Genomic DNA, 26,370 nt, shown 5'->3' on the forward strand with positions numbered 1-26,370 from the left:
GGAGGCGGGCAAGGCATGCTGGGTTCCGTGTCGACACTTCCCCAGCAGCCCCAACGCTCCCCGTTCAGCGGCCACATGGTCGTCTGCGGCGACGACGCACTCGCCCAGCGGCTGGCGGTGGAGCTGCGTTACGTCTACGGGGAGCGGGTCACACTGCTGCTGCCGCCGGGGCGCGACCCACGCCGCCCGGATCTGCCGCTGACCCAACGCGGGCGGGCGGCCACGCTGTTCGGCCGGATGTCGGCGGCGATGAACCGCAACCTGGGCAACGGCGGCGCCGTCGCCACCGGAGCCAACGGCGGCTCCGACAACGACACCGGCGCCGGCGTGGAGGCGGTCCGCATCCTCGAGGCCGCCGAGCCGTCCGACGAGGCGTTCGAGGAGGCGGGTGTCGACACGGCCGCCGCGCTGGCGCTCGTCTACGACGACGACGAACGCAACATCCGCGCCGCGCTCACCGCCCGCCGCCTCAACCCCCGCGTCCGGCTGGTCATCCGGCTCTACAACCGCAAGCTCGGCCAGTACCTGGAGACCCTCCTCGACCAGGCCGCCGCCGTCGCCGTGCCCGGACTCGACCCGACGGCACTGGACACGTCCACCACCGTCCTGTCCGACGCCGACACCGCGGCGCCCGCACTCGCCGCGACAGCGCTGACCGGCTCCAGCAAGGTCGTCCAGGCGGAGGGCCTGCTCCTGCGGGCCGTCGAACGCACTCCGCCCCGGCAGGGCGAGGTCGCCGACCCCGGCCTGTGCACGCTCGCCCTGCTCTCCTCCACCACCCATGACCCGGCGGGCGCCGAGGGTTCCGACAGCAGCGGCGCCGAGGGGCCCCAACTCCTGCCCGACCAGCAGTCGGTGGCCGCCGCGACCGGCCGGGGCACGGTGGTCCTCGAGGCCATCCGGGAGGCCGCACCGGACGGGCCGCCCCCGCGGATGGGCGGCAGAAGCGCATCCCTGAGCCAGATCTTCTCGCGCCGGCTGCGCCGGTCGGTGCTGGGCGTCGCCTCGGCGGTGCTCGGCCTCACCGTGGCCTCCACGCTCACGACGGGCGAACATCCGCTGCACGCCGTGTACTTGACGTTGCTCGACCTGTTCGCGATGGGCGACCCGGCGATCGACGACTCCACCGCCCGGCAGGTCATCCAGCTGCTCTCCGGCATCGCCGGGCTGATGCTGCTGCCGCTGCTGGTGGCGGGAGTCCTCGAAGCCTTCGGCTCCCTGCGTACGGCATCGTCGCTGCGCCGCCCGCCCCGCGGACTCTCCGGCCATGTGGTGCTGCTGGGACTCGGCAAGATCGGTACCAGGGTGCTGGTCCGGCTCCGCGAGCTCAACATTCCTGTGGTGTGCGTGGAGGACGACCCGGCCGCGCGCGGCATCCCCGTCGCCCGGCGGCTGCAGGTACCCGTCGTCCTCGGGGACGTCACCCAGGAGGGCGTCCTGGAAGCGGCGAAGATCCAGCGCTCCCGCGCCCTGCTCGCCCTGACCAGCTCCGACACCACCAATCTGGAGGCCACCCTCTACGCCCGTTCGGTCAAACCGGACCTGCAGGTGGCGCTGCGCCTCTTCGACGACGAGTTCGCCACCGCCGTCTACCGCACCCTGCGCACCGCCCACCCGCAGGCCCTGACCCGCTCCCGGTCCGTCTCCCACCTGGCTGCCCCGTCCTTCGCCGTCGCGATGATGGGGCGGCAGATCCTGGGCGCGATCCCGGTCGAGCGGAAGGTGATGCTGTTCGCGGCGATCAAGGTGGCGGGCCACCGGCAACTGGAGGGCCGGACGGTCGAGCAGGCGTTCCGGGCGGGGGCCTGGCGGGTACTGGCGCTGGACGCCACCCCGCCGGAGGACCGGCACCCGGACCTGACGACGGCCGGTCCCGTGTCCTCGGACCGGCCGTCGGGGCTGATCTGGGATCTGCACCCCGGTTACGTACTCCGCGCCGAGGACCGCGTGGTGATCGCCGCGACCCGGCGCGGGCTCGCCGAACTACTGCGCAGGCGGAGCTCTTTGACGAACCGATAGAGCGTCAGGCGTTGGACGGGTCCGGGGCCGCACCCACCCTGCGCGAGGAGCCCTCCACGGGGCGCTCGGCGGCGCGCTCGGTGAGCAGCATCACGGCGGTCAGCAGGATGACCGATGCCGCCGAGACGTGCACGCCGAGCGCCGTGGTGAGCGAGCCGCCGTGGGTGAGGACCGCGAGCGCGTCACCGAGCGGGAGGATCGCGTCGATGAGCACCACCCAGCCCAGGGTCCGGCGCTGCCCTCGTGCGAACAGCAGGAACACCGTCGCCGCGACCGCGAGATCACGTACGCCCTTGACGGCGAAGTAGCCCGCGGCGTTCCCCTGCGGCCAGGGCTCGATGCCGAAGCCGTCGGGCGCGCCCTCGGGATTCAGCAGGAAGTTGAGTCCGAAGAAGAGCACGGCGGCGCCGGTGATCAGGGTCAGCGCGGTAGTGAAGTGACGCTTCATCATTCTTCCCCCAACACAGTGACGGAGCAGGCGAGTTCGCACTGTTCTAGCAGCGCTAGAATTTCAACCGATGCTAGACCTAATGTCGCTCACATGTCTAGCAATGCTAGAAACGACCTCCCGCGGCCCGCGTGAACGCCCCGGCCCGACCTGCCCCGACCTGCTGACCGGGGTGCTACAGCACTCCTCCCATCACCTGTCGTACCTGCGCCAGTGTCGCCTCGGCCACGGCGCCGGCCCGCTCGTTGCCGTCCCGCAGCACCGACCGTACGTATGCCATGTCCTGCGCGTACTCCGCCCGCCGCGCCCGCACCGGTGCCAGGCGCTCGTTGACGGCGTCCGTCACGGTCCGCTTGAGCGCGGCGCCGCCGCCGTCACCGATCTCCTCTGCGACCTCGTGCGGGTCGCGGTCGAGGCAGAGCGCGGCGAGCAGCACGAGCCCCGACACCTCGGGGCGGGTCTGCGGTGCGTACGTGATGTGCCGGTCGGCGTCCGTCCTCGCCCCGCGGATCAGCCGCGCCGTCTCGTCGGCGGTGGCGCCGAGCGCGATGGAGTTGGCCCGGCTCTTGCTCATCTTCGTTCCGTCGGTGCCGAGCAGCAGCGGTGCGGCGGAGAGCAGGGCGTCCGGCTCCGGGAAGACCGGCCCGTACCGCTCGTTGAAGCGGCGGGCGACGCTTCTGGTCACTTCGAGGTGCGGCAGCTGGTCCTGCCCGACGGGGACCAGGTTGCCCTTGCAGAACAGGATGTCGGCGGCCTGATGCACGGGATACGTGAACATCAGCCCGCTGACGGCGGACTGCCGGGAGTGCGCGATCTCGTCCTTGACCGTGGGATTGCGGCTCAGCTCGGCGACGGAGACGAGGCTGAGGAACGGCAGCATCAGCTGGTTCAGCGCGGGCACGGCGCTGTGGTTGAAGATCGTGGTCCGGGCGGGGTCGAGACCGATGGCCAGATAGTCCAGCAGCATCCCCTCCATGTGCTCGCCGAGCCGCTCGGCGACGTCCCGGTCGGTGAGCACCTGGTAGTCGGCGATGATCACGAAGACGTCCACACCGAGGTCCTGGAGCCGGACGCGATTGTGCAGGGTCCCGAAGTAGTGCCCGAGGTGCAACGCCCCGGTGGGCCGGTCCCCGGTCATCACGCGGAACCGCCCCGGATTCTGCTGGATCTGCTGCTCCAGCTCGGCACTGCGACGCTGAGCGGGGGTGGCGGTGACAGGTGCGGCGACGGTGGTCATGGGTCTCTCCTCGCGGGTACTGGTTGCGTGGAGGACGGCCCACCGGGATCGGCATCCGTACCCGTACGAGGGCAGAGAAAAAGGGCCGTCCATATCGAACGGCCCTGGTTCCGTGCAGATGAGGCGGCCGCTCCTAAGGGGAGCGCCACCAGTTTCGGCACGGTACGGAGGTCATGGGCCCGAGTCTAACGCGGGCCGGCCGGATCGGGCCGGGCATTCGTACGGCGTCGCGAAGGCCCTCGCGGCCGTTCGCGTCGTGCCCGTCCGGCTCACTTGTGGGCGTGCTCGCCCACGTAGAACAGCAGGTAGACGAAGCCGGCGAAGAGATGCGTGGCGAAGACGTACACGAAGACGCGCAGCGCGACGCCCCGCTCCTTCCAGCTCTCGCTCTCGCTCACTGGCCCTGCCTCTCCCGGTCCCGCGTGCCCGGCGCGCACCGGGAAGTCCTCGTCCAGGGTACGTACCGCCGGCGCCTCTCCCGGGCGCCGGAATAGAGAGGGCCGGTGCCCCGTTGCAGCCCATGAGAGAATTGGTTTAAAGTTCAACCATTACGACACTTACGGAGGCGGGCGCCATGCAGTTCGGGATCTTCACCGTCGGAGACGTCACCACCGACCCCACGACCGGTAGGACACCGACCGAGCACGAGCGGATCAAGGCGACACTCGCGATCGCGCTGAAGGCCGAGGAGGTGGGCCTGGACGTCTTCGCCACCGGCGAGCACCACAACCCGCCGTTCGTCCCGTCCTCGCCGACGACCACGCTCGGCTACATCGCCGCCCGCACCGAGAACCTGATCCTGTCCACGTCCACCACCCTCATCACCACCAACGACCCGGTGAAGATCGCCGAGGACTACGCGACGCTCCAGCACCTCGCGGACGGCCGGGTCGACCTGATGATGGGCCGCGGCAACACCGGCCCGGTCTACCCGTGGTTCGGCAAGGACATCCGCCAGGGCATTCCGCTCGCCGTCGAGAACTACGCGCTGCTGCACAAGCTGTGGCGCGAGGACGTCGTCGACTGGGCGGGCAAGTTCCGCACGCCGCTGCAGTCGTTCACCTCGACCCCACGCCCGCTGGACGGCGTCCCGCCGTTCGTCTGGCACGGCTCGATCCGCTCCCCGGAGATCGCCGAGCAGGCCGCGTACTACGGCGACGGCTTCTTCCACAACAACATCTTCTGGCCCATCGAGCACACCAAGAAGATGGTGAACCTCTACCGCCAGCGGTACGCGCACTACGGGCACGGCACCGCCGAGCAGGCCATCGTGGGCCTCGGCGGCCAGGTGTTCATGCGGAAGAACTCGCAGGACGCGGTACGGGAGTTCCGCCCGTACTTCGACAACGCGCCGGTCTACGGACACGGCCCGTCCCTGGAGGACTTCTCGCAGCAGACACCGCTGACCGTCGGCTCCCCGCAGGAGGTCATCGAGCGGACCCTGTCGTTCCGTGACGCCGTGGGCGACTACCAGCGCCAGCTGTTCCTGATGGACCACGCGGGCCTCCCGCTGAAGACGGTCCTGGAGCAGCTCGACATCCTCGGCGAGGAGGTCGTCCCGGTACTGCGCAAGGAGTTCGCCAACCTGAGGCCGGCCGGCGTGCCGGACTCCGCACCGGTCCACCCGGCCGTCGCCGCCCGCACGAAGGAGATCTGACCCCCATGCAGACCGAGGCCCTGAAGATCGTCGCCGTCTCCGCCGGGCTGAGCCAGCCGTCGTCGACCCGGCTGCTGGCCGACCGGCTGGCGGCGGCCGCCCGGGAGCAGCTGGCCACCGATCAGGACAGGCCGGTCGAGATCCGGGTGATCGAGCTGCGCGATCTGGCCGTCGACATCGCGAACCACCTGGTGACGGGCTTCCCGCCGCAGGCGCTGGACGAGGCGATCGACGCGGTGGCGACGGCGGACGGCCTGATAGCCGTGTCCCCCGTCTTCACCGCCTCGTACAGCGGCCTGTTCAAGTCGTTCATCGACCTGATCGACCATACGGCGCTGACCGGCAAGCCCGTCCTGATCGCGGCGACCGGCGGCACCGCCCGGCACTCGCTCGTCCTGGAGCACGCGATGCGGCCGCTCTTCGCGTACCTGCGGGCCACCGTCGTACCGACCTCCGTGTACGCGGCGTCGGAGGACTGGGGCTCGTCCGGCGACGAGTACACCGAGGGGCTGCCGTCCCGGATCCGGCGTGCGGGCGGCGAGCTCGCGCGGATGGTCTCCGGCGGCCGGGCGGCCTCCGGGGCGTCGAGGGCTCTCGGGCTCGACGACGACGTGGTGCCGTTCGAGCAGCAGCTCGCCGATCTGCGGCTGGACTGAAGACCGGGGCACACGGGCACCCGGACGCCCGAATGACGGCGGTCGGACCGACAGCCGAGCTCATGTCCGGTTTGATTACAGTCATCCGCAAAATTGCGCTGTGGTGTATCGGCAGATGCGTGCTGAACCGAGCTGGAGGCAGAGATGGGCAGGATCGTGGTGGGCGTGGACGGCTCCGAGTCGTCGATCAAGGCGCTGCACTGGGCCGTACGCCAGGCCGAGCTGACCGGCGACTCGGTGGAGGCCGTCAACAGCTGGGAGTACCCCGCGACCAGCTGGGCGTCCATGATGCCGGGCATGCCGGAGGACTTCGATCCGCAGGCCGTGGCGATCGTGTCGCTCACCGAGGCGCTGGAGGAGGCCCTCGGTGCGGAGGGCGCGGCCGCGGTCAGCAAGATCGTGGTGATCGGCAATCCGGCACAGGCCCTGCTCGACCGCGCCAAGGGCGCGAACCTGCTGGTCGTCGGGGCGCGCGGGTACAGCGGGTTCAAGGCGACCCTGCTCGGCTCGGTCAGCCTCCATGTCACCCAGCACGCGCCGTGCCCGGTGACGGTCGTCCGCGACTGAGAGACCTGAGCGATCCGGTGGGACGGACGGCCCCGCTTGCGCCGGTGCGCGCGGGGCCGTCCGCGTCTACAGCGCCACCACGTCCGCGACGACGCAGGCCACGTTGTCCGGGCCACCCGCCGCGTGCGCCAGGGCGACCAGTTCCCGTACGGCTGTGTCGGGGCCGTCCGCCGCGCCCAGCGCCCCGGCCAGTTCCGTACCGTCGACCACCGCCGACAGGCCGTCCGAGCAGAGCAGATAGCGGTCTCCGGGCCTGGCCTCCTGCAGCTGTACGTCGGCTCGCGCCGGACCGTCCTGACCGGGCCCGCCCACCAGCGCCTTGAGCAACAGGGCGCGCTGCGGGTGCGAGGCCGCCTCGTCCTCGGTGAGCGAACCGTCGTCGATCATCGACTGGACCAGGCTGTGGTCGTGCGTGATCCGGAACAGTTCACCGCCTCGCAGCAGATACGCCCGCGAGTCCCCGATGTGCACCAGGCCCAGCTGCGACCCGGTCCACACCATCGCGGTCAGCGTCGTCCCCGACTCGTCAGGCGCACCGCTCCCCGCGACCGCGTCCCGCACCGCCCGCGCGGCCAGGTCCGCCGCATCCTCCAGGGCGTTCAGGAGGTCCGCGGCCGGCACGGCACCGCGCACCGCACCCTGCGCCATCGGCTTCAGCGCATCGATCGCCGCCGTGCTCGCCCCCGCGCCGCGTTCCCCGAACCCGTCGGCGACCGCGAGCAGCCGGGCCCCGGCGAACGCCGCGTCCTGGTTGGTCCCGCGCACCGCACCCGGGTCGGACTGTGCCGCGTACCGGATTCCGAGCGTCCCCAAGGTTTCCCGGTCCATGTCCACCTGCGACATTTCGACTTCCTCCGCTGCCAGATGGTCGACGAGGAAGGTCGCCAGGTCCCGCCGGGCCGCCGTCTCGGCCTCCACCTGCGCCCAGTACGTCCGGATCGCTGCGGCGGCCGCGCCCGCATCGAGCGCGACCACCTCCTTGATCCCGGCCAGCGGCATCCCGATCCGGCGCAGCCAGGCCACCAGCCTGGCCGTCCCCACCTGCGTCCCGTCGTAGTACCGGTAGCCGTTCACCGGATCGACCAGGGCGGGCCGGAGCAGTCCCAGCTCGTCGTAGCGGCGCAGGGCCTTCGCGGACAGCCGTGACGACCGGGCGAACTCCCCGATCGTCACGAGCGCCGCCGTGCCCTTCGCACGCGCCTCGCGTTCCACCACAGACCTCCTCGTACCGGGCGGTCCGCCCGGCCCCACCGATGCTGGGGCTTCCCCCGCGGAGAAGGTCAAGGATGACGGAGAAGCGCGGGGCTCAGTCCTTTGTCACGTAGAACGCATAGAACGCGCACACCAGCATCCCGGCGCCGGTGACCAGGCCCAGGATGATGGCCGCGAGCACGGTCGTCTTGTCGGACAAGCTGTAGAGGAAGCCGACCGAACCGCCGAACAGCGTGCCGTACGCGATGGCCTTGGCCTCCACCGGCAGTCGCTTCTGCGCCCGGCCGAGGGCGTAGCAGAGCGCCGCCAGCACGGCGCCGGAGACCAGACCGAGCGCGAGCTGCGTGCCGGTGAGCACACCGCCGCCGCGCACGATGGACGTCGCCCACCAGCCCAGGATCACGCCCAGCGTGACGGGCATGGCCCAGCTGAGTGTGCTGGGGCGCTTGGTGCGCGCCCGCGTGGCGCGGCGTGGCATCGAAGCGTGTGTGGCCATGGCCGAGAACTCCTTCCGTGGCCCCCTGTTCACTCAAGGGCACACCCGGTTGCGCCGCCCGGCAACTCGAATGGCTCACTGCCGTGGGCGCGGCGTCGCCGTACGGGATTCCCTTGGGGGATGCGGACCAATATCTCAGCGGCTCTGTCGGCGGTGGTGCTGGTGCTGCTCGCCGTCCTCGTCCCGCTGAGCGCGCTTTGCGCCTGGGTCGATCTGGAGATCGACAACCCGGACCTGTACGTCGCAGCGGTGGAGCCGCTCGCCTCCGACCCCGGCGTGCAGGACACCATGTCCACTCTGATCACCGACGAGGCGACGAAGCAGATCGACGCCGGGCTGCTCCAGGGCGCCTCGGGGGACTTCCTGTACGGGGCGGTGCGGTCGTTCACCACCACGGATGCCTTCCGTTCCGCCTGGGTGGCCGCCAACCGCTCCGCCCACGAGGCCGTCACCGCCGCGCTGAACGGTGAGAGCGGCGAGGCCGTGCGCATGGACCTGGCGCCGGTGATGCAGCAGGCCAAACAGAACCTGGTGGACAGCGGAGTGCCGTTCGCCGACGGATTCCCGGTCCGGCGGACCGACATCACCCTGCTCTCCGCCGACCGCGCCGACCAGTTGCGCCAGACGTTCCGCCCACTGCGGGCCGGCGGTGTCTGGCCCGCCGTCGGCACGCTGGTGTTCGCCGGCGCCGCCGTGCTCGTGGCGGCGGCGCGCGGCGGGCCCGGACGACGGGGCTCCGCCTTGGCCGCACTGGCCGCCACTGCGGTCGTCGGGCTGGGCTTCGCGCTCGGTGCGCTGGTGCTGCGCGGGGCGATCGCGGTCGCCCGGAACCGGGTGCTGGCCGGGGTGCCCGGCAGCGATCGCGACGGGGCGGCGGCGGTGTACGACGCGCTGACGAGTTCGCTCCGTACGGCAGTGTGGATCGTTCTCGCCGCCGGGCTGGCGGTGGCGCTGTGCGCGGTGTTCGCGCGGATGTGGGCCGGGCGCGGGTCCGCACGGCCCGAGCCGACCGCACATGGAACAGGATCCGGGCCTCTGACACCGCTCACCGCGAAAGGACCCGTCCCCGGGAACAGCTCCGGGCACGACCGCTGACGCCGGCTTCGACGTGCGGCGGCGCGCGGGCCGGGGAAGAGTGGAGCCCGAGACTGCGTCACTGTCTGGGCGACTGAGAGGCATCCGTATGCGAGCCGTAGCCGTCAGCGCGTTCCGGGCCGAGCCGAACCTGGTCGAGGTGCCCAAGCCGATTCCCGCAGCAGGCGACGTACGGGTGCGGATCGAGTACGCCGCGCTCAACCCGTCCGACTGGCAGACCGCGGACGGCGCCCTGGAAGGACAGGCGCCGCATGTCTTCCCCCTGGTCATCGGCGTGGACTACGCGGGCCGGGTGGACATGATCGGCACCGGCGACAACCGCTTCCGGGTCGGCGACGCGGTCTTCGGACGGGTCACCGGAACGCCGGTCGGCGCGGGCACGTACAGCGAATACGTGTCCGTCCCACAGGACTCCGCGATCGCCCTGGTCCCGGACGGCCTTCCCCTGCGGATCGCCGCCGCGCTGCCGACCGCCGGGATGACCGCCGCCCAGATCCTGGAGACGGTGGTGCTCCGCGGCCACGAGAGCCTCCTGGTCGTGGGGGCGGCGGGCGGCGTCGGCAGCTGTCTGACCCAGCTCGCGGCCGCCCGGGATCTGCGCGTCCTCGCGGCGGTGCGGGGCGACGAGGGGTGGCGGATGGGGGCGCTCGGCGCCGCCGTCACCATCGACACGACGGCTCGTCCGCTCGAAGCGGCGGTACGGGAGGTGTCTCCGGGCGGCGTCGACGCGCTCGTCGACCTGGTCTCCACCACGCCGGAGGCGTTCGCGGCCACGGCGGCGCTGGTGCGGAGCGGCGGTGTCGCCGTCACCACGCGGGGCGTCGCCGGCGGGGCCGCTGTTCCCGAGGGCGTCGGGTCCATCGACTTCCGGCTCGAACCGACACCCGTTCTGCTCGACGTCCTGGCGGCGGGCGCCGCGGAGGGTGTGCTGAACGTGCTCATCGACATCGAACTCCCACTGGAGAAGGCCCCGCAGGCCCTCGACCGGAACCGCACGGGCGGCGCCCGCGGCAAGACGTTGTTCGCGCTCTGACCCACGCCCCGGAAGAACCACTCGCACAGGGAGTCCGAACAAGTCCGAACGAGGCCGAAGGAGGCGTCATGGACGACCGGGAGATCCTCGACAACATCGGCGGTCTGGTCTCCGAGGAGCGAAACCTGCGCGACCGCTCCACCCGGGAGACTGGGCTCTCCGCGGACGAGAAGTCACGCCTGCGCACGGTGGAGACCCAACTCGAACAGTGCTGGGACCTGTTGCGGCAGCGGCGCGCGCTCAGCGAGTTCGGCGAGGACCCGTCCGGAGCGAAGGTACGCCCGGCCGGCGAGGTGGAGGGCTACCAGAACTGACGCACGGCACCGGAGGCTGAGCGCATTGGCAGATGCCGAGGCGGATCGGAAACGGTACGCGCCACCGGCCTGGCTGCTGACGGGACTTCGCCCACAGCCGGCCCCTGTCCCGTGGGCCGCAGTCGTCCGCGCCTCCATCGCCCTGGCCGCACCGCTCGCCGTCGGCTTTGCGCTGGACCGGCCCGCGTACGGCGCGCTCGTCTCCATGGGTGCGCTCTCCGGTGTCCTCGGCGACACCGCCGACGCGTACCGGATGCGGATCCTCAACATCGCTGTTCCGCAGCTGTTCGGCGCGCTCGGCATCATGCTCGGCTCGTTCGTGTACGGGACGGGCTGGGCGGCCGTCGGTGCGCTGACCGCCGTCGCCCTGGTGTCCGGCATGATGTCGACGATCGGCGCCGTGGCCTCCCTGTCCGGGCTGCTGCTCCTGCTGAACTCGGTCGTCGCCACCGGGCTGCCGCTGCCGAAACCTTGGTGGGTGGCGCCGCTGCTGCTGATGTTCGGCGGCCTGTTCGTGCTCGCCCTGACGCTGCTGGCGTGGCCGCTGCGGCGCAAACTGCCGGAGCGGGTCTCGGTCGCGGACACATACCTCACGGTCGCCGATCTGCTGGCCGCCGCGGGAACCGACGCGTACGAGGAGCGACGGCAGGCAGTCACCCGGTCGCTGAACACCTCGTACGACCTGATCCTCGCCCGCCGGGCCCGGTGCCACGGCCGCAGCGGCGCGATGGTGCGGCTGCTCGCCCAGCTCAATGTGGTCATCCCGCTCGTCGAGGCGGCGCCCGCGGTGCATGTGCGGCGGTCTCCACTACCCGACGCGATCCCGGCGGCGGTACGTGAACTGGCGGAGGACGTCGAGGAGAGCCGCACCGGCGGCGTCGAACCGGAGCTACCCGCACCCGACTCACCCTCCACCCGGGCAGTGGACAGCGCGCTGCGCCACGCGGCGGCCGTCGTGCGCAACGCCGATGCCTACATCGTCGACGACCGGCTCGGACGCCCCGCCGCGCTGGCGGTGAGGATCCGGCGGGCGACCCGCTCCGTGCTGCTCTCCGAGACGTCCTGGCGGTACGGGCTGCGGCTGGCACTCTGCATCGGCCTGGCCCAGGCACTGACCTCACTGGTCTCCGTGGACCGCTCCTACTGGGTGGCGCTGACCGTCACGTTCGTGCTCAAGCCGGACTTCGGCTCGGTCTTCTCCCGTGCGGTCCTGCGTGCGGTGGGCACGGCGGCCGGTCTCGTCATCGCCGCGCCCGTCCTCGCCGAGGTTCCGATCGGGTGGTGGGACGTACCGGTGATGGTGCTCCTGGCCCCGCTGATCCCGGCGCTCACGGTCAAGGGGTACGCGTTCCAGACCGCGGCCATCACACCGGTCATCCTGCTGCTGTCCGATCTGCTGAACCACCGGGGCGTCGCTCTGGTGCAGCCCCGCCTGGTGGACAGCCTGATCGGCTGCGTGATCGTGCTGGTGGCGGGCTATCTGCTGTGGCCGGAGAGCTGGCACACCCGGATCGGCCACCGGCTCGCGGACGCGGTGACGGACCTCGCCGACTATGTGGGATCGGCATTCGACACGGGGGACGACGGCGACGGGGTCCCCCACCCCGACCAGGCGGAACGGGCGCGGGCCAGGCGCCTCATCTACCGCGATCTGTCCTCCATACGTTCCGAGTTCCAGCGTGCCCTGACGGAACCGCCGCCGGTCGGCGCCCGGGCCGCCGCCTGGTTGCCGCTGGTCGTCGCGATCGAGCGGATCGTGGACGCGACGACGGCGGCCCGGGTCCGGGTGAACCACGGGGCGCCGGAACCGGCGCCCGCGGAGGTGGCCGACATCCGGCAGCAGCTGCGCGAACTGTCGGAACGGCTGCGGGCGACCGAGGTGCTGGTGGGAGTGCGCACCGAACTGCCGGGCGACGAGGAAGGGGTGCTGGAGCCGCTGCGCCAGGAGGTGGCGGCGGCACGGGCGATCGCCTCACCACAACCGTAGGGGGTCGTGGGAACGTGACGGGTCAGGGCGCATGTGTCGCGTTCCCGCAGCGGCAGCCCGCGGCTGCGCGCCCGTGCCCGGCTCAGGCCGGGTGGTCCCCGGGGCCACGGCTCTGCAGGCGCTCCATCTCGCGGCGGTCGCGTTTGGTCGGGCGGCCGGTGCCCCGGTCGCGGACCGGCACCTGGATCACCGCTTCCCGCGGCGGCGGGGGCGGACTGTTGTCGACGAAACACTCCGCGGCCACCGGAGGGCCGACCCGCTTCTTCACGATGCGCGACACCACGACGATCCGGTCCCGGCCGCCGTGCCGGAGCCGTACCTCGTCCCCCACATGCAGGGTCTGCGCGGGCTTGGCCCGGTCGCCGTTGACCCTGACGTGTCCGGCGCGGCAGGCGGCAGCGGCCTGCGAGCGGGTCTTGGTCAGCCGTACCGACCAGATCCAGCTGTCGACGCGGACGCTTCCCTCCGCCTGCGGTGTCTCACCGGAAACCATGCATCCGACTCTAGACGCCGTGCAGAGGTCGCGTATCCCTCGTGGCGTCCAGGTCCACTCAGCTGTAATCACGGGACTACGATGCGGACAGTCTTCCCGAACGGACCGACCACTTCCGTTCGGATTTTCGAAGATCTGTTTCTGACATGCCGCCACATGTCGTGCCGCTGAAGGATGTACGGGACTCCGGCCGGGGCACGGCACACTTCCGGAAGCAGTTGAGAACAGCGATGCGCAGCATGCCCGACCGGCCCGGCCGTGGGCTCCAGCCCAACGTCCTCGGCACGTTCCACACGATCGTGATGGCCGTGGCGGGCAGCGCCCCCGCCTACTCGCTGGCCGCAACCAGTGCCGTGCTCGTCGGCACGGTAGGTCTCGGTGGTCCCGCCGCCCTGCTGTACTGCGCGATACCGATGCTCGGCATCGCCCTCGCCTACCGGCAGCTCGGCCGGATCGACGTCAACGCGGGCGCCGGCTACTCCTGGGTGGGCAGGACCCTGCACCCGTTCCTCGGCTTCCTCAGCGGCTGGGCACTGGTCGTCGCGGCGACCCTGTTCATGGTCGCGGGATCGCTGCCCGCCGGGACGATGACGCTGACCGTGATCGACTCCCGGCTCGCCGACGACACGACGCTCGCCACCTTCATCGGGGCCGGCTGGTTCCTGGTGATGCTGCTCGTCGTGCTCGGCGGAGCCCGGCTCAGCGCCCGCAGCCAGCTGGTGATCTCCGGGGTCGAGCTGGTGATCCTGCTGGTCTTCGCGGTCGTCGCACTCGTCCGCGGGACCGGCCCGGGCGAGGGCACGGGAGCCGGACCCGGCGTCGCGCACGCCTTCGACTGGTCCTGGCTCGGCTTCGGGCACTTCGACGGCGTCTCCGGCTTCGCCTCCGGTGCGCTGATCGCCGCCTTCTACTACTGGGGCTGGGACGTCACCGGCAACCTCAGCGAGGAGACCCGCAACAGCCGCCGCACCACGGGCCTGGCCGGGATCGTGGGCGTGCTCACCGTCTTCTCACTCGTCGAGGTGTTCACCATCGCGGTGAACGTGATCCTCTCGGCCGACGACATCGAGCGGCACAGCGCCAACGTACTGACCGTGCTCGGCGAACGGGTCTGGCCCGGCGTCGGCGGAAAGCTGCTGGTGGTGGCCGTGATGCTGTCGACCGTCGCCACGCTGCAGACCACACTCATCCAGGTCACGCGCTCGCTGTTCGCGATGGGCCGCGACCGCACGATGCCCGCCGCGTTCGGCCGGGTGCACCGCAGCTGGAACACCCCGTGGGTGGCGGTCGCCGCCGTCGGAGGCGTCGCTCTCGCCCTGATCCTCGCCTCCCTCGCCCTCGGCCCGGTCCACCACATCCTGGGTGTGGCCGTCGAGGCCATCGGGCTGCAGATCGCCGTGTACTACGGCCTCGCAGGCCTGGCCGCGGTCGTCGCGTACCGCAAACTGCTGTGCCGCTCGGTCGCGGACCTCGTCCTCGGCGGACTCTGGCCGCTGGCCGGTTCGCTCTTCATGTTCTGGATCTTCTTCGAGGCGCTCGGCGACTTCAGCGCGACGGCGCTCGCACTCGGCCTCGGCAGTCTCGCCGTGGGAGCCGTCCCGATGCTCTGGTACTGGCAGCGCGGCAGCTCGTACTACCGGCCGGCGAAGCTCGACGCCTCGCAGACCGTACGGACCGAGGAACCGTCCGACTACGCCCACTCCACCACGATCGTCACCGATTACTGATGGCCGTACGCCGCCGTACACCCCCACCGGTGCGCTTCGACCCGGATCTCGGCGACCGGCCGCTCACCGCGGCCCGCCAGGACATCGTCATCGGCCGCTGGCAGGGCGTACGCGATCTGCTGCACGCCACCGGCAACCGGTGGGCCCTGCGGACCCACCGGATCCGGATCCTCGCCCACGCCGTCGCGGGCAGCACCACCGTGGAGACCTGGCTGGCCGCCGAGCCGAAGAGCGCCGACGCGCAGGTGCTGAAGGCGGCGACCGAAGTGGTCCGGCTGTTCGGCCGGGCCGTCGCGGCGGGGCGGGGCACCGGACTCGACCAGAACCGGGTGGACCGGGTCGTCGACTGCTGTCTGCGGGCCGCCGACGTCTGCCCGCCCGATCCGATGCCCTGGGCATCGCTTCTGACAGCGGCCCGGCTGTACGAGGACGGGGCCAGGCGACGCGTCACACAGTGGTGGGACGAGCTGCTCCGCCGCGATCCGCACCACATGGAGGGGCACACCCAGCTGCTGCGTTACTACTCGGCACGCTGGCACGGCACCCACGGCACCATGTACGACTTCGCGCGCGACGCGGCGGGGGCGGCGCCGCCCGGTTCTCCGCTGCCGGTGCTGGTGCAGATCGCCAGGGTCGAGGAGCACCGGTACGTCTCCGACGCCACGCACGGGCGGCCCGTCATCGCGCCGCTCACCGGGCAGCAGCACTGGAACCACGAACTGGCCGTCACGGACGTACGCCGCACCTGGGACCGGTGGCTCGGGATGCGCGAGGCGGGGCCGGTGGAGGCGGAGGAGGTCGGCGAGCTGAACTACCTGGCGCACGCCGCGTGTTACGCGGGGCGGCCGACGGAGGCCGCGGACGCGTTCCGGCTGCTGGACGGCCGGGCGGTGCGGGTGCCGTGGTCGTACACCGGGGACGCGGCGGCCCAGTTCACGCGGTGGCGCCGCCAGGTCGCCACCGCGTGAACCGCTGTGCGCGGATGGAACCCCCGCTCCGATGCCGTGACCGATGCTGCGCCGGACGGACGAGCACCCGGCGGTCCTGGACCGGCGGACCGCAGATCCCGGCTCCGTTCGACACGGTCGGCAACTACCCCGGCTCGCCGTGTGGGACGTGACGCCAGGTGCGCGATCACGCGGTACGAGAGACTCCAAAAGAATGCAAGGTGAAGTCCGGGCCACCGCCGTCCGATTGACACGGAGGCGGGCCGCGCCACCGAACGGCTGGATCCGGCCGCTAACCTTACGTATCCGCCCTGGCCAGGGATCAATTCCCGCAGTACGGACATTCATCGCACTCAACTCATGCGAAAGGCCTCGCCCATGGGCATTCGGAGCTTGCTGCGCAAGGTGTTCGGCCGCGACCGTACGGAGCAGGACGAGCCGACGACGGCCACGGTCCCGCCCCAGACGGAGCGCACCCGGCCCACGGAGTCGGAGTCGGTCGCGGTGGACGAGCCGGTGGCCGAGACCGCACCGGCAGTCGAACCCGCGTCGGCCGCAAAGGTCTCGGTACCCGCCCCCGCGTCGCCCCGGACCCTCTCGGGCGACAGCGGCCTGGCGACGGACCTGGTGGCGGAGGCCTTCGACAAGGCCTCCGCACCCAGCCCGAAGCCCACCCACACGGTCCCGCCCCAGGGCTCGGCCTCGAAGCGCGTCGTGGCCGAGGCCGCGGCGAAGGCTGAGCCGGCTGCGACCGAGGTGGAGCCGGTGTCGGCTGCGGCCGAAGCCGAGGTGGAGGTAGCGCCGGCCACGGCCGAGGTCGAGGCCGAGATCGCGCCGGCCGAGGTCGAGGTCGAGCCGGAACCGGCCACCACCGAGCCGGAGGCCGAGACCGCACCGTCCGCCGAGACCGAGGTCGAGCCCGCACCGGTCGAGGTCGAGGTCGAGGTCGAGGCAGAACCGGCCACCGCCGAGCCGGAGGCCGAGACCGAGGTCGAAGCAGAACCGGCCGCCACCGAGCCGAAGGCCGAGACCGAGGTCGAAGCAGAACCGGCCACCACCGAGCCGAAGGCCGAGACCGAGGTCGAAGCAGAACCGGCCACCACCGAGCCGAAGGCCGAGACCGCACCGGCCGCCGAGGTCGAGGCCGAGCCCGCGCCGGCCGAGGTCAAGGCCGAGGCGGAACCCGTCATCGCCGAGCCCGAGGCTGCGGTCGCCCAGGTCCTGGAGCCGGCCCCCGCCGCCGAGGTCGCCACCGAGCCCGAGCCGGTCGTCGTCGTCGAGCCAGTCGTCGCGGCAGCCGACGCCGCGCCGGTCGCCGACGCCTTGCCGTCCGAGCCGGACTCCGAGCCCGCACCGGCAGAGATCACCGAGGCGCCCGCCCCCGAGGCATCCGCACCCGCAGAGGTCGCCGAGGCCCCCGCCGTCGCCCTCGCTCAGGTCGAGGGCGACGCCCCCGCGCTCGTCGACGCCTACAAGGCGGCCCAGGCCGGGCTGAAGACGCACGGGCTGAGCGGGCTTCGGGCCACCGTGTACCTGGTGCTCGACCGCTCCGGCTCGATGCGGCCGTTCTACAAGGACGGCAGCGCCCAGCACCTGGGCGACCGCACGCTCGCCCTCGCCGCGCACCTCGACGAGAACGCCACCGTGCCCGTCGTCTTCTTCTCGACCGACATCGACGGCACCGGCACGGTCGGCCTCACCGACCACAAGGGCCGGATCGACGAACTGCACGCGGGGCTCGGCCGCCTGGGCCGTACGAGCTACCACCGCGCCGTCGAGGAGGTCGTTGCGCACTACGAGAAGTCGGAGGCCACCGGCCCCGCCCTGGTGATCTTCCAGACGGACGGACCGCCGGACGCCAAGCAGCCCGCCAAGCAGGCGCTCGCCGAGGCGGCACGGCTTCCGCTGTTCTTCCAGTTCGTCGCGTTCGGCGACGAGGACGCGAAGGGCTTCGACTTCCTCCGGAAGCTGGACGCCCCGAACGCCGCGTTCTTCCACGCCGGCCCCGCCCCGAGCGAGGTGCCCGACGCCACGCTCTACCAGGAGATCCTCGCCGCGCTCCCCGCCTGGCTCGTGGCCCGCGAGACCGCCGCCGACAACGGCTGACCAGGCAGGTCGACCGGCAGACGTACGGTCACGGCGAGCCCGCCCTCGGGCAGGCACCGCCGTGACCGTGCCGCCGGGCACCACCGCTACAGAACGTACGATCGAAAGGCCGGGCCCCGACCCCGTACGGCGGCAGGTCCAGCTCCAGGTCGTCCCGGGACGCGACGCCCCGCACCGTGTCGAGCCGCCGCGCCTCTCCGGCGGGCGTTTCCCGCCCGGCGCAGCCCCCGTGACGAGGAGTTCCTCGAGGATCTCCGCTCCCACCCCGGACCGGCCATGGCCACCGGAAGGGGCGGCGGCGTTTATCGGTGTGAGTGGATCACCCAGGGGCCGTTAGGATTTCGACCATGGCGGCCACTGGATCCGAGAAGCAGGGGGCGACGGCGTACTACGTCTCGACCCCCATTTACTACGTCAACGACGCTCCTCACCTGGGCCACGCCTACACGACCGTCGCAGGCGACGTGCTCACCCGCTGGCACCGCCAGCGTGGCGAGAAGGTGTGGTACCTCACCGGCACGGACGAGCACGGTCAGAAGATCATGCGCACTGCCGAGGCGAACAACGTCACCCCGCAGGAATGGTGCGACAAGCTCGTCGAGGAGGCCTGGAAGCCCCTCTGGGAGCACCTGAACATCGCGAACGACGACTTCATCCGTACGACGGAGAAGCGGCACACGGACCGTGTGCAGGAGTTCGTGCAGGACCTGTACGACAAGGGCGAGATCTACAAGGGCGGGTACGAAGGCCCGTACTGCGTGGGCTGCGAGGAGTACAAGCTCCCCGGCGACCTCATCGAGGCGGAGGACGGCACGAAGCTGTGCCCGGTCCACAAGAAGCCGGTGGAGATCCTCAAGGAGGAGAACTACTTCTTCAAGCTGAGCGAGTACGGCCCGAAGCTGCTGGAGTTCTACGCGAACAACCCCGGCTTCATCCAGCCCGAGTCGGCCCGCAACGAGGTCGTGAACTTCGTCAGGCAGGGCCTGCAGGACCTGTCGATCTCGCGCTCGACCTTCGACTGGGGCATCCCGGTGCCGTGGGACGAGAAGCACGTCATCTACGTGTGGGTCGACGCGCTGCTCAACTACGCGACGGCGGTCGGCTACGGCGCCAACCAGGAGAAGTTCGACGGGACGTTCCCGGCCGATGTGCACCTGATCGGCAAGGACATCCTCCGCTTCCACTCCGTCATCTGGCCCGCGATGCTGATGGCGCAGGGCCTGCCGCTGCCCGGCAAGGTCGTGGCCAATGGCTGGCTGATGGTCGGCGGCGAGAAGATGTCGAAGTCGAACCTGACCGGCATCAAGCCGCAGGACCTGACCTCGCACTTCGGCGTGGACGCGTACCGCTGGTACTTCCTGCGGGCGATCGCGTACGGCAACGACGGCTCGTTCTCCTGGGAGGACTTCACCGCCCGCTACACCTCCGAGCTCGCCAACGACTACGGCAACCTCGCCTCGCGCGTCGCCGCCATGGTCGGCAAGTACTTCGGCGGGGCGCTCCCGGAGGCCACCGCCCCCGGCGAGGCCGAGAAGGCGGTCCAGGAGGGTCTCGCGAAGGCCGTCGCCACCGCCGACCGGAAGATCGGCGATGAGCTGGACTTCCAGGCCGGCATCCTGGCGATCTTCGAGTTCGTGAAGCAGGTCAACGGCTACATCACGGAGCAGGAGCCCTGGAAGGTAGCCAAGGACGAGTCGCCCGAGGGCCAGGCCCGGCTCGCGACGATCCTGTACACGGCCGCCGAGGCGCTGCGCGGTGTCGCGGTCCTGCTGAGCGCCGTGATGCCGGAGACCTCGCAGAAGCTGTGGGAGTCGCTGGGCGCCGAGGAGTCCCTGGGCGCGCTGCCCGACCAGCGCGTGCAGGACGCGGGCGGCTGGGGGAAGCTGCCGGCGGGCGCGACGGTGACGAAGGGTGCGGTGCTGTTCCCGCGCCTGGAGGAGAAGCCCGCGTAGGACCACGGCTCGGTACGCGGAGGCCCACACAGGGCTCGGTACGCAGATGAGGGGCCCGGACCGGTGACGGTCCGGGCCCCTCCCGTATGCGTGTGTGGGGGCAACCCACATACGTGACGTCCGGTCAGCGGGCCAGCGCCGCGCCGTCACCCATCACGATCACCGGAAGCTTTGCCGGGTCGAGGATGCGCAGCAGCTCCTCCATCCGGTCCTCGGGAAGCGAGATGCAGCCCTGGGTCGGCCCGCCGTGGTCGACATGGAGCCAGATGCCGCCACCCCGCTCCTCGCCGAGCGGACGGGTCGGGTCCAGCGGGGACGCGCCGGGGACACGGTTGTAATCGATGGCGATGACGTAGTCGAACGACCCCTCCAGGGACTCTCCGTCGAACCCTTCGCCGCTCGCCGTGAAGGCCGGACTCTGTACATAAGGCAGCTCGGTGCCCGGCGCTTCGAACAGACCGCCCGCGGCCGTCAGCCCGTAGACACCGATGGGGGTCCGGAGGTCGTTCACCCGGTGCTCGTCGGTCCAGCCGTACAGGGCGTTGTGGGCGGGCCACGGGCCGGCGGCCGGCTCCCAGCCCACCGCGGGGTCGTCGCGGGTGTAGAGGACGGCCGTGGCCTCGCTGGAGTCGGGGGAGTTCCCGGTGACGACGAGCGCTTGCCGGGACTCGGCAGGGATCGCGGACCTGACCATCTGCCCCAGCATCCGGATCTCGCGGGGCGCGGTCGGGGCGGCCGGCCCACGCGCGGCAGCGGCCCCTGGGCCCGCCGCGCCGGTGGGCGCGTGGGCGCCGGCGTTGCCGGTGGGCGCGTGGGCGCCGGTGCGCACGGCGGCGGGTCCGGGTGCTGTACCTCCCGGTCCGGGTGCCGTACCTGCCGCGGCGCACCCGGTCAGCAGCAGGAGGAGGAGTGCCGCACAGACCGTGTACGGGGGACGTCGGGACGCGCGAGGGCCGGGACGGGGCACGGGTTCGAGAACAGGCACGGGGGGCTCCTAGCAGTCGGCGTCGAGGGCAGCGGGGACAGAGATCCCCGCACCAAAGTCCCCGAGCCAGTCTTTGCCGAGCCGACCGACGATTAATCAGACAAAGCGGCCATACGGCCGCATCCGATCCGGTGCGACCTGTCATCCCGGGCGTGTCCTGCTGTCCGATGTGACCGCGCACGCATGGGAAAGGGCCCGGAACCGCGCCCTGTCGTGGCGATTCCGGGCCCGTCCCCTCGGCGGGGGAACGGAGCCTCAGAGGTCCGTGCCGTCGTGCGTCTCGTCCGGGTCCACGCCCATCGTGATCGAACCGACGACGCCACGCGCCATGTGGTTCTTGCGGTACGAGAGCTTCATCAGCCCGCCCGTGACACCGCTCTGGTCGTAGATGGTGTCCTCGGTGAGGGTCGTACGCGTGGTGGTGCTGGTCGAGTACGGCGCGATCTTCGCCGAGTCGAGCACCGCGGACTCCGAGAAGAAGAACTGACCGGTGTGACAGGTGCGTCCGCCCTCGTACCCGGCGTCGGTCATCTTCCCGCCGACGTGCACCTTGGTGTGGATGTGCACACAACGGCCCTGGTACCAGCCCGGGAAGATCGTCTTGAACTCCACATAGCCGTGCTTGTCGGTGAGCTGGGTACCACGCAGATAGCGCTCGTCGTCGGTGGGCTCCGAGTGTCCGCCACCGCCGCCACCGGGCCCGCCGGACGGGGGCGTACCCGTCGGGGCGTCGGTGGGGGTGCCGGTCGGGGCATCCGTCGGAGCCCCGCTCGGCGGAGTGCCGCCACCGCCGGGGCCACCGGAACTCATCGACTCGTAACCGGAGTAGATGCCCAGCGCATCACAGTGCCAGATGTCGACGGCCGCCCGGCTCACGGGCTTGCAGGTGTCCGAGTCGATCACCTTGAGGCGGAGGGTCATCGGGATGCCCTCCTTGTCCTCGGTGATGTCCTTCCGGATCTTGTCGGCGTCGATGTAGTACGGGCCCTCGGTGGTCTCCGAGGTCAGCCGGTAGCACTCCTCACCTTGCCCGGCGGCGGACTTCTTCCCACTGCCACTGCTCGTGACCTCGTCGGCCGAGGCACCGGCGACCACGCCCGCCCCGATCCCGGCGGCCACGATCGCCGCGCCACCGGCGAACACCATCCGGCGACGCGTCATGTCTTTCTTGTGTGCGGGTCCTTGAGTCTCTGTCATGCGAAGTGAGACTAGGCAGGGGAGCTGGCAGGGGCGTGTGTGTCAGCTGTGCGTTGCTGTGGAGGGCAGCCACGACGCGGAACAGCCCCTGCCCGACGGCCAGGGGCTGTTTCACGTGGAACAGAAGCGGAACCGCTGACGCTTACTTCGCGCCGGTGTCCCTCGCTACCGAGTCCTTGGCCTCGGCCTTCTCCTTCGCCGTCGCGGCGGGCTTGCGGAGCTGGATGTTCAGCTCGCGCAGCCGCGCCTCGTCCAGCACGGTCGGCGCGCCCATCATCAGGTCCTGCGCGTTGCCGTTGAGCGGGAAGGCGATCGTCTCGCGGATGTTCGGCTCGTCGGCCAGCAGCATCACGATGCGGTCGACACCGGGGGCGATGCCACCGTGCGGCGGGGCGCCGAGACGGAACGCGCGGAGCATGCCCGCGAACTCGTGCTCGACGGTCTCACGGTCGTAACCGGCGATCTCGAACGCCTTGATCATCAGCTCGGGCTCGTGGTTACGGATGGCGCCGGAGGACAGCTCGATGCCGTTGCAGACGATGTCGTACTGCCAGGCAAGGATGTCCAGCGGGTCCTTCGTCTCCAGGTCCTCCAGGCCGCCCTGAGGCATGGAGAACGGGTTGTGCGAGAAGTCGATCCTGCCGGTCTCCTCGTCCTTCTCGTACATCGGGAAGTCGACGACCCAGCAGAACCGGAAGACGCCCTCCTCGAAGTGGCCGGCGCGCTTGGCGGCCTCGACCCGGACGGCCGACATGATCTTGGAGACCTCGTCGAACTCGCCGGCACCGAAGAAGACGGCATGGCCCGGGACGAGCGACAGACGCTCGGTGAGGGTCTTGATGTCCGTCTCGGTGAGGAACTTGGCGATCGGACCGGCGAGAGTGCCGTCCTCGCCGACGCGGACCCAGGCGAGGCCCTTGGCGCCCTGCTCGACGGCGTACTCACCGAGGCCGTCGAAGAACTTACGGGACTGGCCCGCGGTGTCCGGCACCGGAAGAGCGCGGACGTGCTTGCCGGCGAACGCCTTGAACTCCGAGCCGGCGAAGACGTCGGAGATGTCGACGAGCTCCAGCTTGGCGCGCAGGTCGGGCTTGTCGTTGCCGTACTTCAGCATCGACTCGCGGAACGGGATCCGCGGGAAAGGCGACGTGACGTGGCGGCCGTTGCCGAACTCCTCGAAGAGCTCGGTCATCAGCTTCTCGATCGGCTGGAAGACGTCCTCCTGCTCGACGAACGACATCTCGACGTCGAGCTGGTAGAACTCGCCCGGCGAGCGGTCGGCGCGGGCGTCCTCGTCGCGGAAGCACGGCGCGATCTGGAAGTAGCGGTCGAAGCCCGAGATCATCAGCAGCTGCTTGAACTGCTGCGGGGCCTGCGGCAGCGCGTAGAACTTGCCGGGGTTCAGCCGGGACGGGACGACGAAGTCACGGGCGCCCTCGGGAGAGGTCGCGGTGAGGATCGGGGTCGCCATCTCGTTGAAGCCGAGAGCCACCATCTTCGAGCGGATCGAGGCGATGACGGCGGAGCGCAGCATGATGTTGCGGTGCATGCGCTCACGGCGCAGGTCGAGGAAGCGGTACTCCAGACGCCGCTCCTCGTTGACCCCGTCGTCGGTGTTGATCGTGAAGGGCAGCGGGGCGGCCTCGCCCAGCACCTCGACCTCGGTGACCTCGATCTCGATCTCGCCGGTCGGGAGGTCCGGGTTCACGTTGTCGGCGCCACGTGCGGAGACCTTGCCGTCGATCCGGACGACGGTCTCCTTGGTGAGCTTCGACAGGGCTTCGTTGCCGGGCGTGCCGGGGCGGGCGACGAGCTGCACGAGACCGTAGTGGTCGCGCAGATCGATGAAGAGGATGCCGCCCAGGTCTCGACGATTGTGCAGCCAGCCGCTCAGCCGGACGTCGGTGCCGACGTCAGAGGCGCGGAGCTCGCCGCAGGTGTGGGACCTGTACCGATGCATCGTCGTTCATCCAGTCTTCGCGGTTGGGGTGGATTCAGCCTCCCCAGGCTACCGCCCGCACCCCCACGACTTCATTGTCATAGTTACTTCAAGATCATCCAGCGAGGTCAGGACCACCCGCCGACGGCCGCCCTCGGTGGCGTCGGCCGAGCACATCTTCATAAAGTGGGGCAATGCGCACCGAGGAAGTCCTGGCCGCGACGGCGACCGGCCTGTGGCGCTGGGACCACGGAGCCGGTTCGGTCACGCTCGACGCGGAGGCGGCCCGGCTGCTCGAGCTCCCGGCCGAGGCCGGCGTCTTCCGCGAGGCCGCGGTGCGCGCGCGTTTCCACCCGGTCGACTGGAACGAGATCTACGGGGTGGTGAACCTCGCACTCGCCGAGGGCACCCTGGCCGAGGCGCGGCTGCGGATCGTGGACGGGGGCGGCCGGGTGCTGCGTACCGTACGCAGCCGCTCCAAACCGCTGCCGGTCGCATCGGCCGCCAGCGAGAGCTACGTACTGGTCGGCACCCTCCAGGAGGTCGCCGAACCGCAGCCGGGCACCACCGGGGCGCACACCCCCATCACCGGGGACTGGCGCCGGTCCCGCGAGGCGTTCCTGCTGGACGCGGGGCGGGCGCTGGCCGAGGCCCGTTCCACGGCGGAGGTGTTGCGGGTCGCCGCCTCGCTCTCCATGCCCGGGTTCTCACCGGACGGGCTCGCCGTCTTCGGTGTCGCGGGCGAGCGGCTGACGATCATCGGCCACCACGGGCACAACAAGGGCGACGAGAACCCGTTCAACGACATGCCACTGGAGACCGACTACCCGGCCGCCCAGGTCGTACGGACCGGGCGGGCGATCTATCTCCCCTCGCCCGAGGAGTACCACCGCCGCTTCCCGGCCACCTGGCCGCTGGCCAGCCGCTTCGGGCGCCGCTCCTGGGCCTTCCTGCCGCTGATCGTGTCGGGCCGCACGATGGGTGCCTGGATGGCGGGATTCCGGCACCCGGTGTCGTTCTCGCCGGACGAACGTTCGGTGCTGACGACGGTCGCCCGGATGCTCGCCCAGGCCCTGGCACGGGCCGGGGAGGCCGAGACCGAGCGGGAGCTGTCGCAGGGGCTCCAGCGGTCGATGATGCCGACCCTGGGCCCCGAGATCCCCGGCATGACGGTCGCCGCCCGGTATGTGCCGACCGGTGGCGGGCTCCAGGTGGGCGGCGACTGGTACGACATGATCCCGCTCCCCAACGGCCGTATCGCCCTCGTCATCGGCGACGTCCAGGGCCATGACGTGCGGGCGGCCGGGCTGATGGGCCAGTTGCGGATCGCTCTGCGCGCGTACGCCTCCGAGGGGCACCGCCCGGACGCGGTGCTCTCCCGTGCCTCCCGGTTCCTCTCCGGGCTCACCGACGCGTACGACGACGGGGAGGAGACCGGCCCGCGGTTCGCGACCTGTCTGTACGCGGAGGTGGACCCGGAGACCGGCACGCTCGACATCGCCCGGGCCGGTCACCCCGACCCGGTGGTGATCAGCAGCGACGGGACCGCGGTGATCCGGCAGACCGGCGGCGGGCTGCCGCTCGGTGTCGAGACCGACGCCGACTATCCGACGACCCAGCTCGTCCTGGAGACCGGCGAAACGATCATGCTGTGCACGGACGGACTGATCGAGACCGGCGGCCACGACATGGCCACCGGCTGGGACCGGCTCCGACCGGTCCTGGAGCAGCAGTGCGGTGACCTCGAGAAGCTCGCCGACGAACTGGTGCAGGCTGTGCACGGTCCGACATCGCACTACACGACGGGCCCGCTGGCCGACCGCCGCGAGGACGACGTCGCGGTGCTCGTGCTGCGTCGCGAGGCCGGCGCCATGCCGCGGACGGCGCCGCGCCGCACCGCGATGACCATCGCCCAGGCCGAACCTGAGCGGATCTCGGCCGCCCGGCAGCAGCTGCGCGAACTGCTGCACGACTGGGAGGACCCGGAACAGATCGACGCGGCCGTGCTGATGGTCTCCGAGATGACCACGAACGTCCTGGTCCACACGGACGGCGACGCTCTGATGGTCGCCGAGGCCACCGGGGAGCGGGGCGAACGGCGGCTGCGGGTGGAGGTGGCGGACGGCAGCGACGAACTGCCGCACAAGCGGCAGCCGGGCGAGATGGCTTCCAGCGGGCGGGGCCTGGTGCTGATGGAGGTGCTGGCCGACGCGTGGGGGGTGGATCCGCGCGGGGCGGGCAAGTCGATCTGGTTCGAGCTGCACGAGTCGTAGGGGCGGGGCGCCCGGGTGCGTCCGGTGGCC

22 protein-coding genes and 1 pseudogene are annotated in these 26,370 nt (G+C 71.0%); 13 read left to right on the plus strand and 10 right to left on the minus strand.

Annotated elements, in window-relative coordinates; translation table 11 throughout:
- Window positions 1-15: 15 nt before the first annotated feature.
- The gene (locus OHB49_RS21120) at window positions 16-2,019 is read left to right on the plus strand and encodes an NAD-binding protein (protein WP_329162173.1); all 2,004 of its coding nucleotides are present in this window, start codon (window positions 16-18) and stop codon (window positions 2,017-2,019) included.
- Window positions 2,020-2,023: 4 nt separating this feature from the next.
- On the opposite strand, the gene OHB49_RS21125 is transcribed toward OHB49_RS21120, so the two are convergent.
- The 3 genes from OHB49_RS21125 to OHB49_RS21135 all read right to left on the minus strand — a co-directional run bounded on the left by OHB49_RS21125 (window position 2,024) and on the right by OHB49_RS21135 (window position 4,102).
- The gene (locus OHB49_RS21125) at window positions 2,024-2,467 is read right to left on the minus strand and encodes a DUF4267 domain-containing protein (protein WP_329162175.1); all 444 of its coding nucleotides are present in this window, start codon (window positions 2,465-2,467) and stop codon (window positions 2,024-2,026) included.
- Window positions 2,468-2,642: 175 nt separating this feature from the next.
- Window positions 2,643-3,704 carry a tryptophan--tRNA ligase gene (gene trpS / locus OHB49_RS21130; RefSeq protein WP_030972588.1) on the minus strand — a complete coding sequence of 354 codons (1,062 nt, stop codon included), beginning with the start codon at window positions 3,702-3,704 and terminating at the stop codon, window positions 2,643-2,645.
- Between the two features lie 269 nt (window positions 3,705-3,973).
- A complete protein-coding gene (locus tag OHB49_RS21135; protein WP_234432866.1) occupies window positions 3,974-4,102 on the minus strand; it encodes a DUF6126 family protein in 129 nt (42 codons plus the stop codon).
- Window positions 4,103-4,278: 176 nt separating this feature from the next.
- Here OHB49_RS21135 and OHB49_RS21140 point away from each other — a divergent pair, with 176 nt between their 5' ends.
- From OHB49_RS21140 to OHB49_RS21150, 3 genes are all read left to right on the plus strand, one after another.
- Window positions 4,279-5,361 carry an LLM class flavin-dependent oxidoreductase gene (locus tag OHB49_RS21140; protein ID WP_030972585.1) on the plus strand — a complete coding sequence of 361 codons (1,083 nt, stop codon included), beginning with the start codon at window positions 4,279-4,281 and terminating at the stop codon, window positions 5,359-5,361.
- Window positions 5,362-5,366: 5 nt separating this feature from the next.
- A complete protein-coding gene (locus tag OHB49_RS21145; RefSeq protein ID WP_329162177.1) occupies window positions 5,367-6,017 on the plus strand; it encodes an FMN reductase in 651 nt (216 codons plus the stop codon).
- A gap of 144 nt (window positions 6,018-6,161) precedes the next feature.
- The gene (locus tag OHB49_RS21150; protein WP_030972581.1) at window positions 6,162-6,584 is read left to right on the plus strand and encodes a universal stress protein; all 423 of its coding nucleotides are present in this window, start codon (window positions 6,162-6,164) and stop codon (window positions 6,582-6,584) included.
- A gap of 66 nt (window positions 6,585-6,650) precedes the next feature.
- Here OHB49_RS21150 and OHB49_RS21155 read toward each other — a convergent pair whose 3' ends face one another.
- Both OHB49_RS21155 and OHB49_RS21160 read right to left on the minus strand, forming a co-directional pair.
- A complete protein-coding gene (locus OHB49_RS21155; RefSeq protein WP_329162178.1) occupies window positions 6,651-7,796 on the minus strand; it encodes a MerR family transcriptional regulator in 1,146 nt (381 codons plus the stop codon).
- Between the two features lie 94 nt (window positions 7,797-7,890).
- Window positions 7,891-8,292 carry a hypothetical protein gene (locus OHB49_RS21160; RefSeq protein ID WP_030972577.1) on the minus strand — a complete coding sequence of 134 codons (402 nt, stop codon included), beginning with the start codon at window positions 8,290-8,292 and terminating at the stop codon, window positions 7,891-7,893.
- 120 nt (window positions 8,293-8,412) lie between these two features.
- On the opposite strand from OHB49_RS21160, the gene OHB49_RS21165 reads away from it, so the two are divergent.
- The 4 genes from OHB49_RS21165 (at window position 8,413) to OHB49_RS21180 (ending at window position 12,721) form a co-directional block, all read left to right on the plus strand.
- On the plus strand, window positions 8,413-9,387 hold the full coding sequence (locus tag OHB49_RS21165) for a hypothetical protein (RefSeq protein WP_329162180.1): 975 nt from the start codon (window positions 8,413-8,415) through the stop codon (window positions 9,385-9,387).
- A gap of 88 nt (window positions 9,388-9,475) precedes the next feature.
- Window positions 9,476-10,420 (plus strand): NADP-dependent oxidoreductase, encoded by a 945-nt coding sequence (locus OHB49_RS21170; RefSeq protein WP_329162181.1) that lies wholly within the window; start codon window positions 9,476-9,478, stop codon window positions 10,418-10,420.
- Between the two features lie 68 nt (window positions 10,421-10,488).
- A complete protein-coding gene (locus OHB49_RS21175; RefSeq protein ID WP_030972571.1) occupies window positions 10,489-10,734 on the plus strand; it encodes a DUF2630 family protein in 246 nt (81 codons plus the stop codon).
- A gap of 25 nt (window positions 10,735-10,759) precedes the next feature.
- A complete protein-coding gene (locus OHB49_RS21180; protein ID WP_329162184.1) occupies window positions 10,760-12,721 on the plus strand; it encodes an FUSC family protein in 1,962 nt (653 codons plus the stop codon).
- 82 nt (window positions 12,722-12,803) lie between these two features.
- On the opposite strand, the gene OHB49_RS21185 is transcribed toward OHB49_RS21180, so the two are convergent.
- Window positions 12,804-13,214, minus strand: a complete 411-nt coding sequence (locus OHB49_RS21185; RefSeq protein WP_329162185.1) for an RNA-binding S4 domain-containing protein — start codon at window positions 13,212-13,214, stop codon at window positions 12,804-12,806.
- A gap of 239 nt (window positions 13,215-13,453) precedes the next feature.
- On the opposite strand from OHB49_RS21185, the gene OHB49_RS21190 reads away from it, so the two are divergent.
- The 3 genes from OHB49_RS21190 (at window position 13,454) to OHB49_RS21200 (ending at window position 17,994) form a co-directional block, all read left to right on the plus strand.
- Complete coding sequence (locus tag OHB49_RS21190; protein WP_329166570.1) at window positions 13,454-14,941, plus strand: APC family permease; 1,488 nt, start codon at window positions 13,454-13,456, stop codon at window positions 14,939-14,941.
- Window positions 14,941-15,909 carry a hypothetical protein gene (locus OHB49_RS21195; protein ID WP_329162186.1) on the plus strand — a complete coding sequence of 323 codons (969 nt, stop codon included), beginning with the start codon at window positions 14,941-14,943 and terminating at the stop codon, window positions 15,907-15,909. The genes OHB49_RS21190 and OHB49_RS21195 overlap by 1 nt, the downstream gene beginning before the upstream one ends.
- A 357-nt stretch (window positions 15,910-16,266) precedes the next feature.
- Window positions 16,267-17,994 (plus strand): VWA domain-containing protein, encoded by a 1,728-nt coding sequence (locus OHB49_RS21200; protein WP_329162188.1) that lies wholly within the window; start codon window positions 16,267-16,269, stop codon window positions 17,992-17,994.
- Here OHB49_RS21200 and OHB49_RS21205 read toward each other — a convergent pair.
- Window positions 17,925-18,117 (minus strand): annotated as a pseudogene (locus OHB49_RS21205) (two-component sensor histidine kinase); the annotation flags it as partial. The gene OHB49_RS21200 and the pseudogene OHB49_RS21205 sit on opposite strands and share 70 nt — an antisense overlap.
- A 224-nt stretch (window positions 18,118-18,341) precedes the next feature.
- On the opposite strand from OHB49_RS21205, the gene metG reads away from it, so the two are divergent.
- Entirely contained in the window at window positions 18,342-19,946 is a 1,605-nt protein-coding gene (gene metG, locus OHB49_RS21210) for a methionine--tRNA ligase (RefSeq protein ID WP_329162190.1), read from the plus strand.
- 124 nt (window positions 19,947-20,070) lie between these two features.
- Here metG and OHB49_RS21215 read toward each other — a convergent pair whose 3' ends face one another.
- From OHB49_RS21215 to aspS, 3 genes are all read right to left on the minus strand, one after another.
- Window positions 20,071-20,931, minus strand: coding sequence for a hypothetical protein (locus OHB49_RS21215; protein WP_329162192.1), 861 nt, complete (start codon window positions 20,929-20,931; stop codon window positions 20,071-20,073).
- 255 nt (window positions 20,932-21,186) lie between these two features.
- Entirely contained in the window at window positions 21,187-22,128 is a 942-nt protein-coding gene (locus OHB49_RS21220) for an intradiol ring-cleavage dioxygenase (RefSeq protein ID WP_329162194.1), read from the minus strand.
- 142 nt (window positions 22,129-22,270) lie between these two features.
- Entirely contained in the window at window positions 22,271-24,088 is a 1,818-nt protein-coding gene (gene aspS / locus OHB49_RS21225; RefSeq protein ID WP_329162197.1) for an aspartate--tRNA ligase, read from the minus strand.
- Window positions 24,089-24,261: 173 nt separating this feature from the next.
- On the opposite strand from aspS, the gene OHB49_RS21230 reads away from it, so the two are divergent.
- Window positions 24,262-26,340 carry an ATP-binding SpoIIE family protein phosphatase gene (locus tag OHB49_RS21230; RefSeq protein WP_329162199.1) on the plus strand — a complete coding sequence of 693 codons (2,079 nt, stop codon included), beginning with the start codon at window positions 24,262-24,264 and terminating at the stop codon, window positions 26,338-26,340.
- Window positions 26,341-26,370 lie beyond the last annotated feature (30 nt).

Source organism: Streptomyces sp. NBC_01717, from assembly GCF_036248255.1.
Lineage (GTDB): Bacteria > Actinomycetota > Actinomycetes > Streptomycetales > Streptomycetaceae > Streptomyces.

Bases quoted from the DNA above. Each gene is read 5' to 3' on its own strand.
- trpS (WP_030972588.1), bottom strand. From the start codon at position 3,704: ATGACCACCGTCGCCGCACCTGTCACCGCCACCCCCGCTCAGCGTCGC.
- OHB49_RS21190 (WP_329166570.1), top strand. From the start codon at position 13,454: ATGCCCGACCGGCCCGGCCGTGGGCTCCAGCCCAACGTCCTCGGCACG.
- OHB49_RS21175 (WP_030972571.1), top strand. From the start codon at position 10,489: ATGGACGACCGGGAGATCCTCGACAACATCGGCGGTCTGGTCTCCGAG.
- OHB49_RS21140 (WP_030972585.1), top strand. From the start codon at position 4,279: ATGCAGTTCGGGATCTTCACCGTCGGAGACGTCACCACCGACCCCACG.
- OHB49_RS21150 (WP_030972581.1), top strand. From the start codon at position 6,162: ATGGGCAGGATCGTGGTGGGCGTGGACGGCTCCGAGTCGTCGATCAAG.
- metG (WP_329162190.1), top strand. From the start codon at position 18,342: ATGGCGGCCACTGGATCCGAGAAGCAGGGGGCGACGGCGTACTACGTC.
- OHB49_RS21125 (WP_329162175.1), bottom strand. From the start codon at position 2,467: ATGAAGCGTCACTTCACTACCGCGCTGACCCTGATCACCGGCGCCGCC.
- OHB49_RS21200 (WP_329162188.1), top strand. From the start codon at position 16,267: ATGGGCATTCGGAGCTTGCTGCGCAAGGTGTTCGGCCGCGACCGTACG.
- OHB49_RS21160 (WP_030972577.1), bottom strand. From the start codon at position 8,292: ATGGCCACACACGCTTCGATGCCACGCCGCGCCACGCGGGCGCGCACC.
- OHB49_RS21220 (WP_329162194.1), bottom strand. From the start codon at position 22,128: ATGACAGAGACTCAAGGACCCGCACACAAGAAAGACATGACGCGTCGC.
- OHB49_RS21185 (WP_329162185.1), bottom strand. From the start codon at position 13,214: ATGGTTTCCGGTGAGACACCGCAGGCGGAGGGAAGCGTCCGCGTCGAC.
- OHB49_RS21230 (WP_329162199.1), top strand. From the start codon at position 24,262: ATGCGCACCGAGGAAGTCCTGGCCGCGACGGCGACCGGCCTGTGGCGC.
- OHB49_RS21145 (WP_329162177.1), top strand. From the start codon at position 5,367: ATGCAGACCGAGGCCCTGAAGATCGTCGCCGTCTCCGCCGGGCTGAGC.
- OHB49_RS21165 (WP_329162180.1), top strand. From the start codon at position 8,413: ATGCGGACCAATATCTCAGCGGCTCTGTCGGCGGTGGTGCTGGTGCTG.
- OHB49_RS21120 (WP_329162173.1), top strand. From the start codon at position 16: ATGCTGGGTTCCGTGTCGACACTTCCCCAGCAGCCCCAACGCTCCCCG.
- OHB49_RS21170 (WP_329162181.1), top strand. From the start codon at position 9,476: ATGCGAGCCGTAGCCGTCAGCGCGTTCCGGGCCGAGCCGAACCTGGTC.
- OHB49_RS21195 (WP_329162186.1), top strand. From the start codon at position 14,941: ATGGCCGTACGCCGCCGTACACCCCCACCGGTGCGCTTCGACCCGGAT.
- aspS (WP_329162197.1), bottom strand. From the start codon at position 24,088: ATGCATCGGTACAGGTCCCACACCTGCGGCGAGCTCCGCGCCTCTGAC.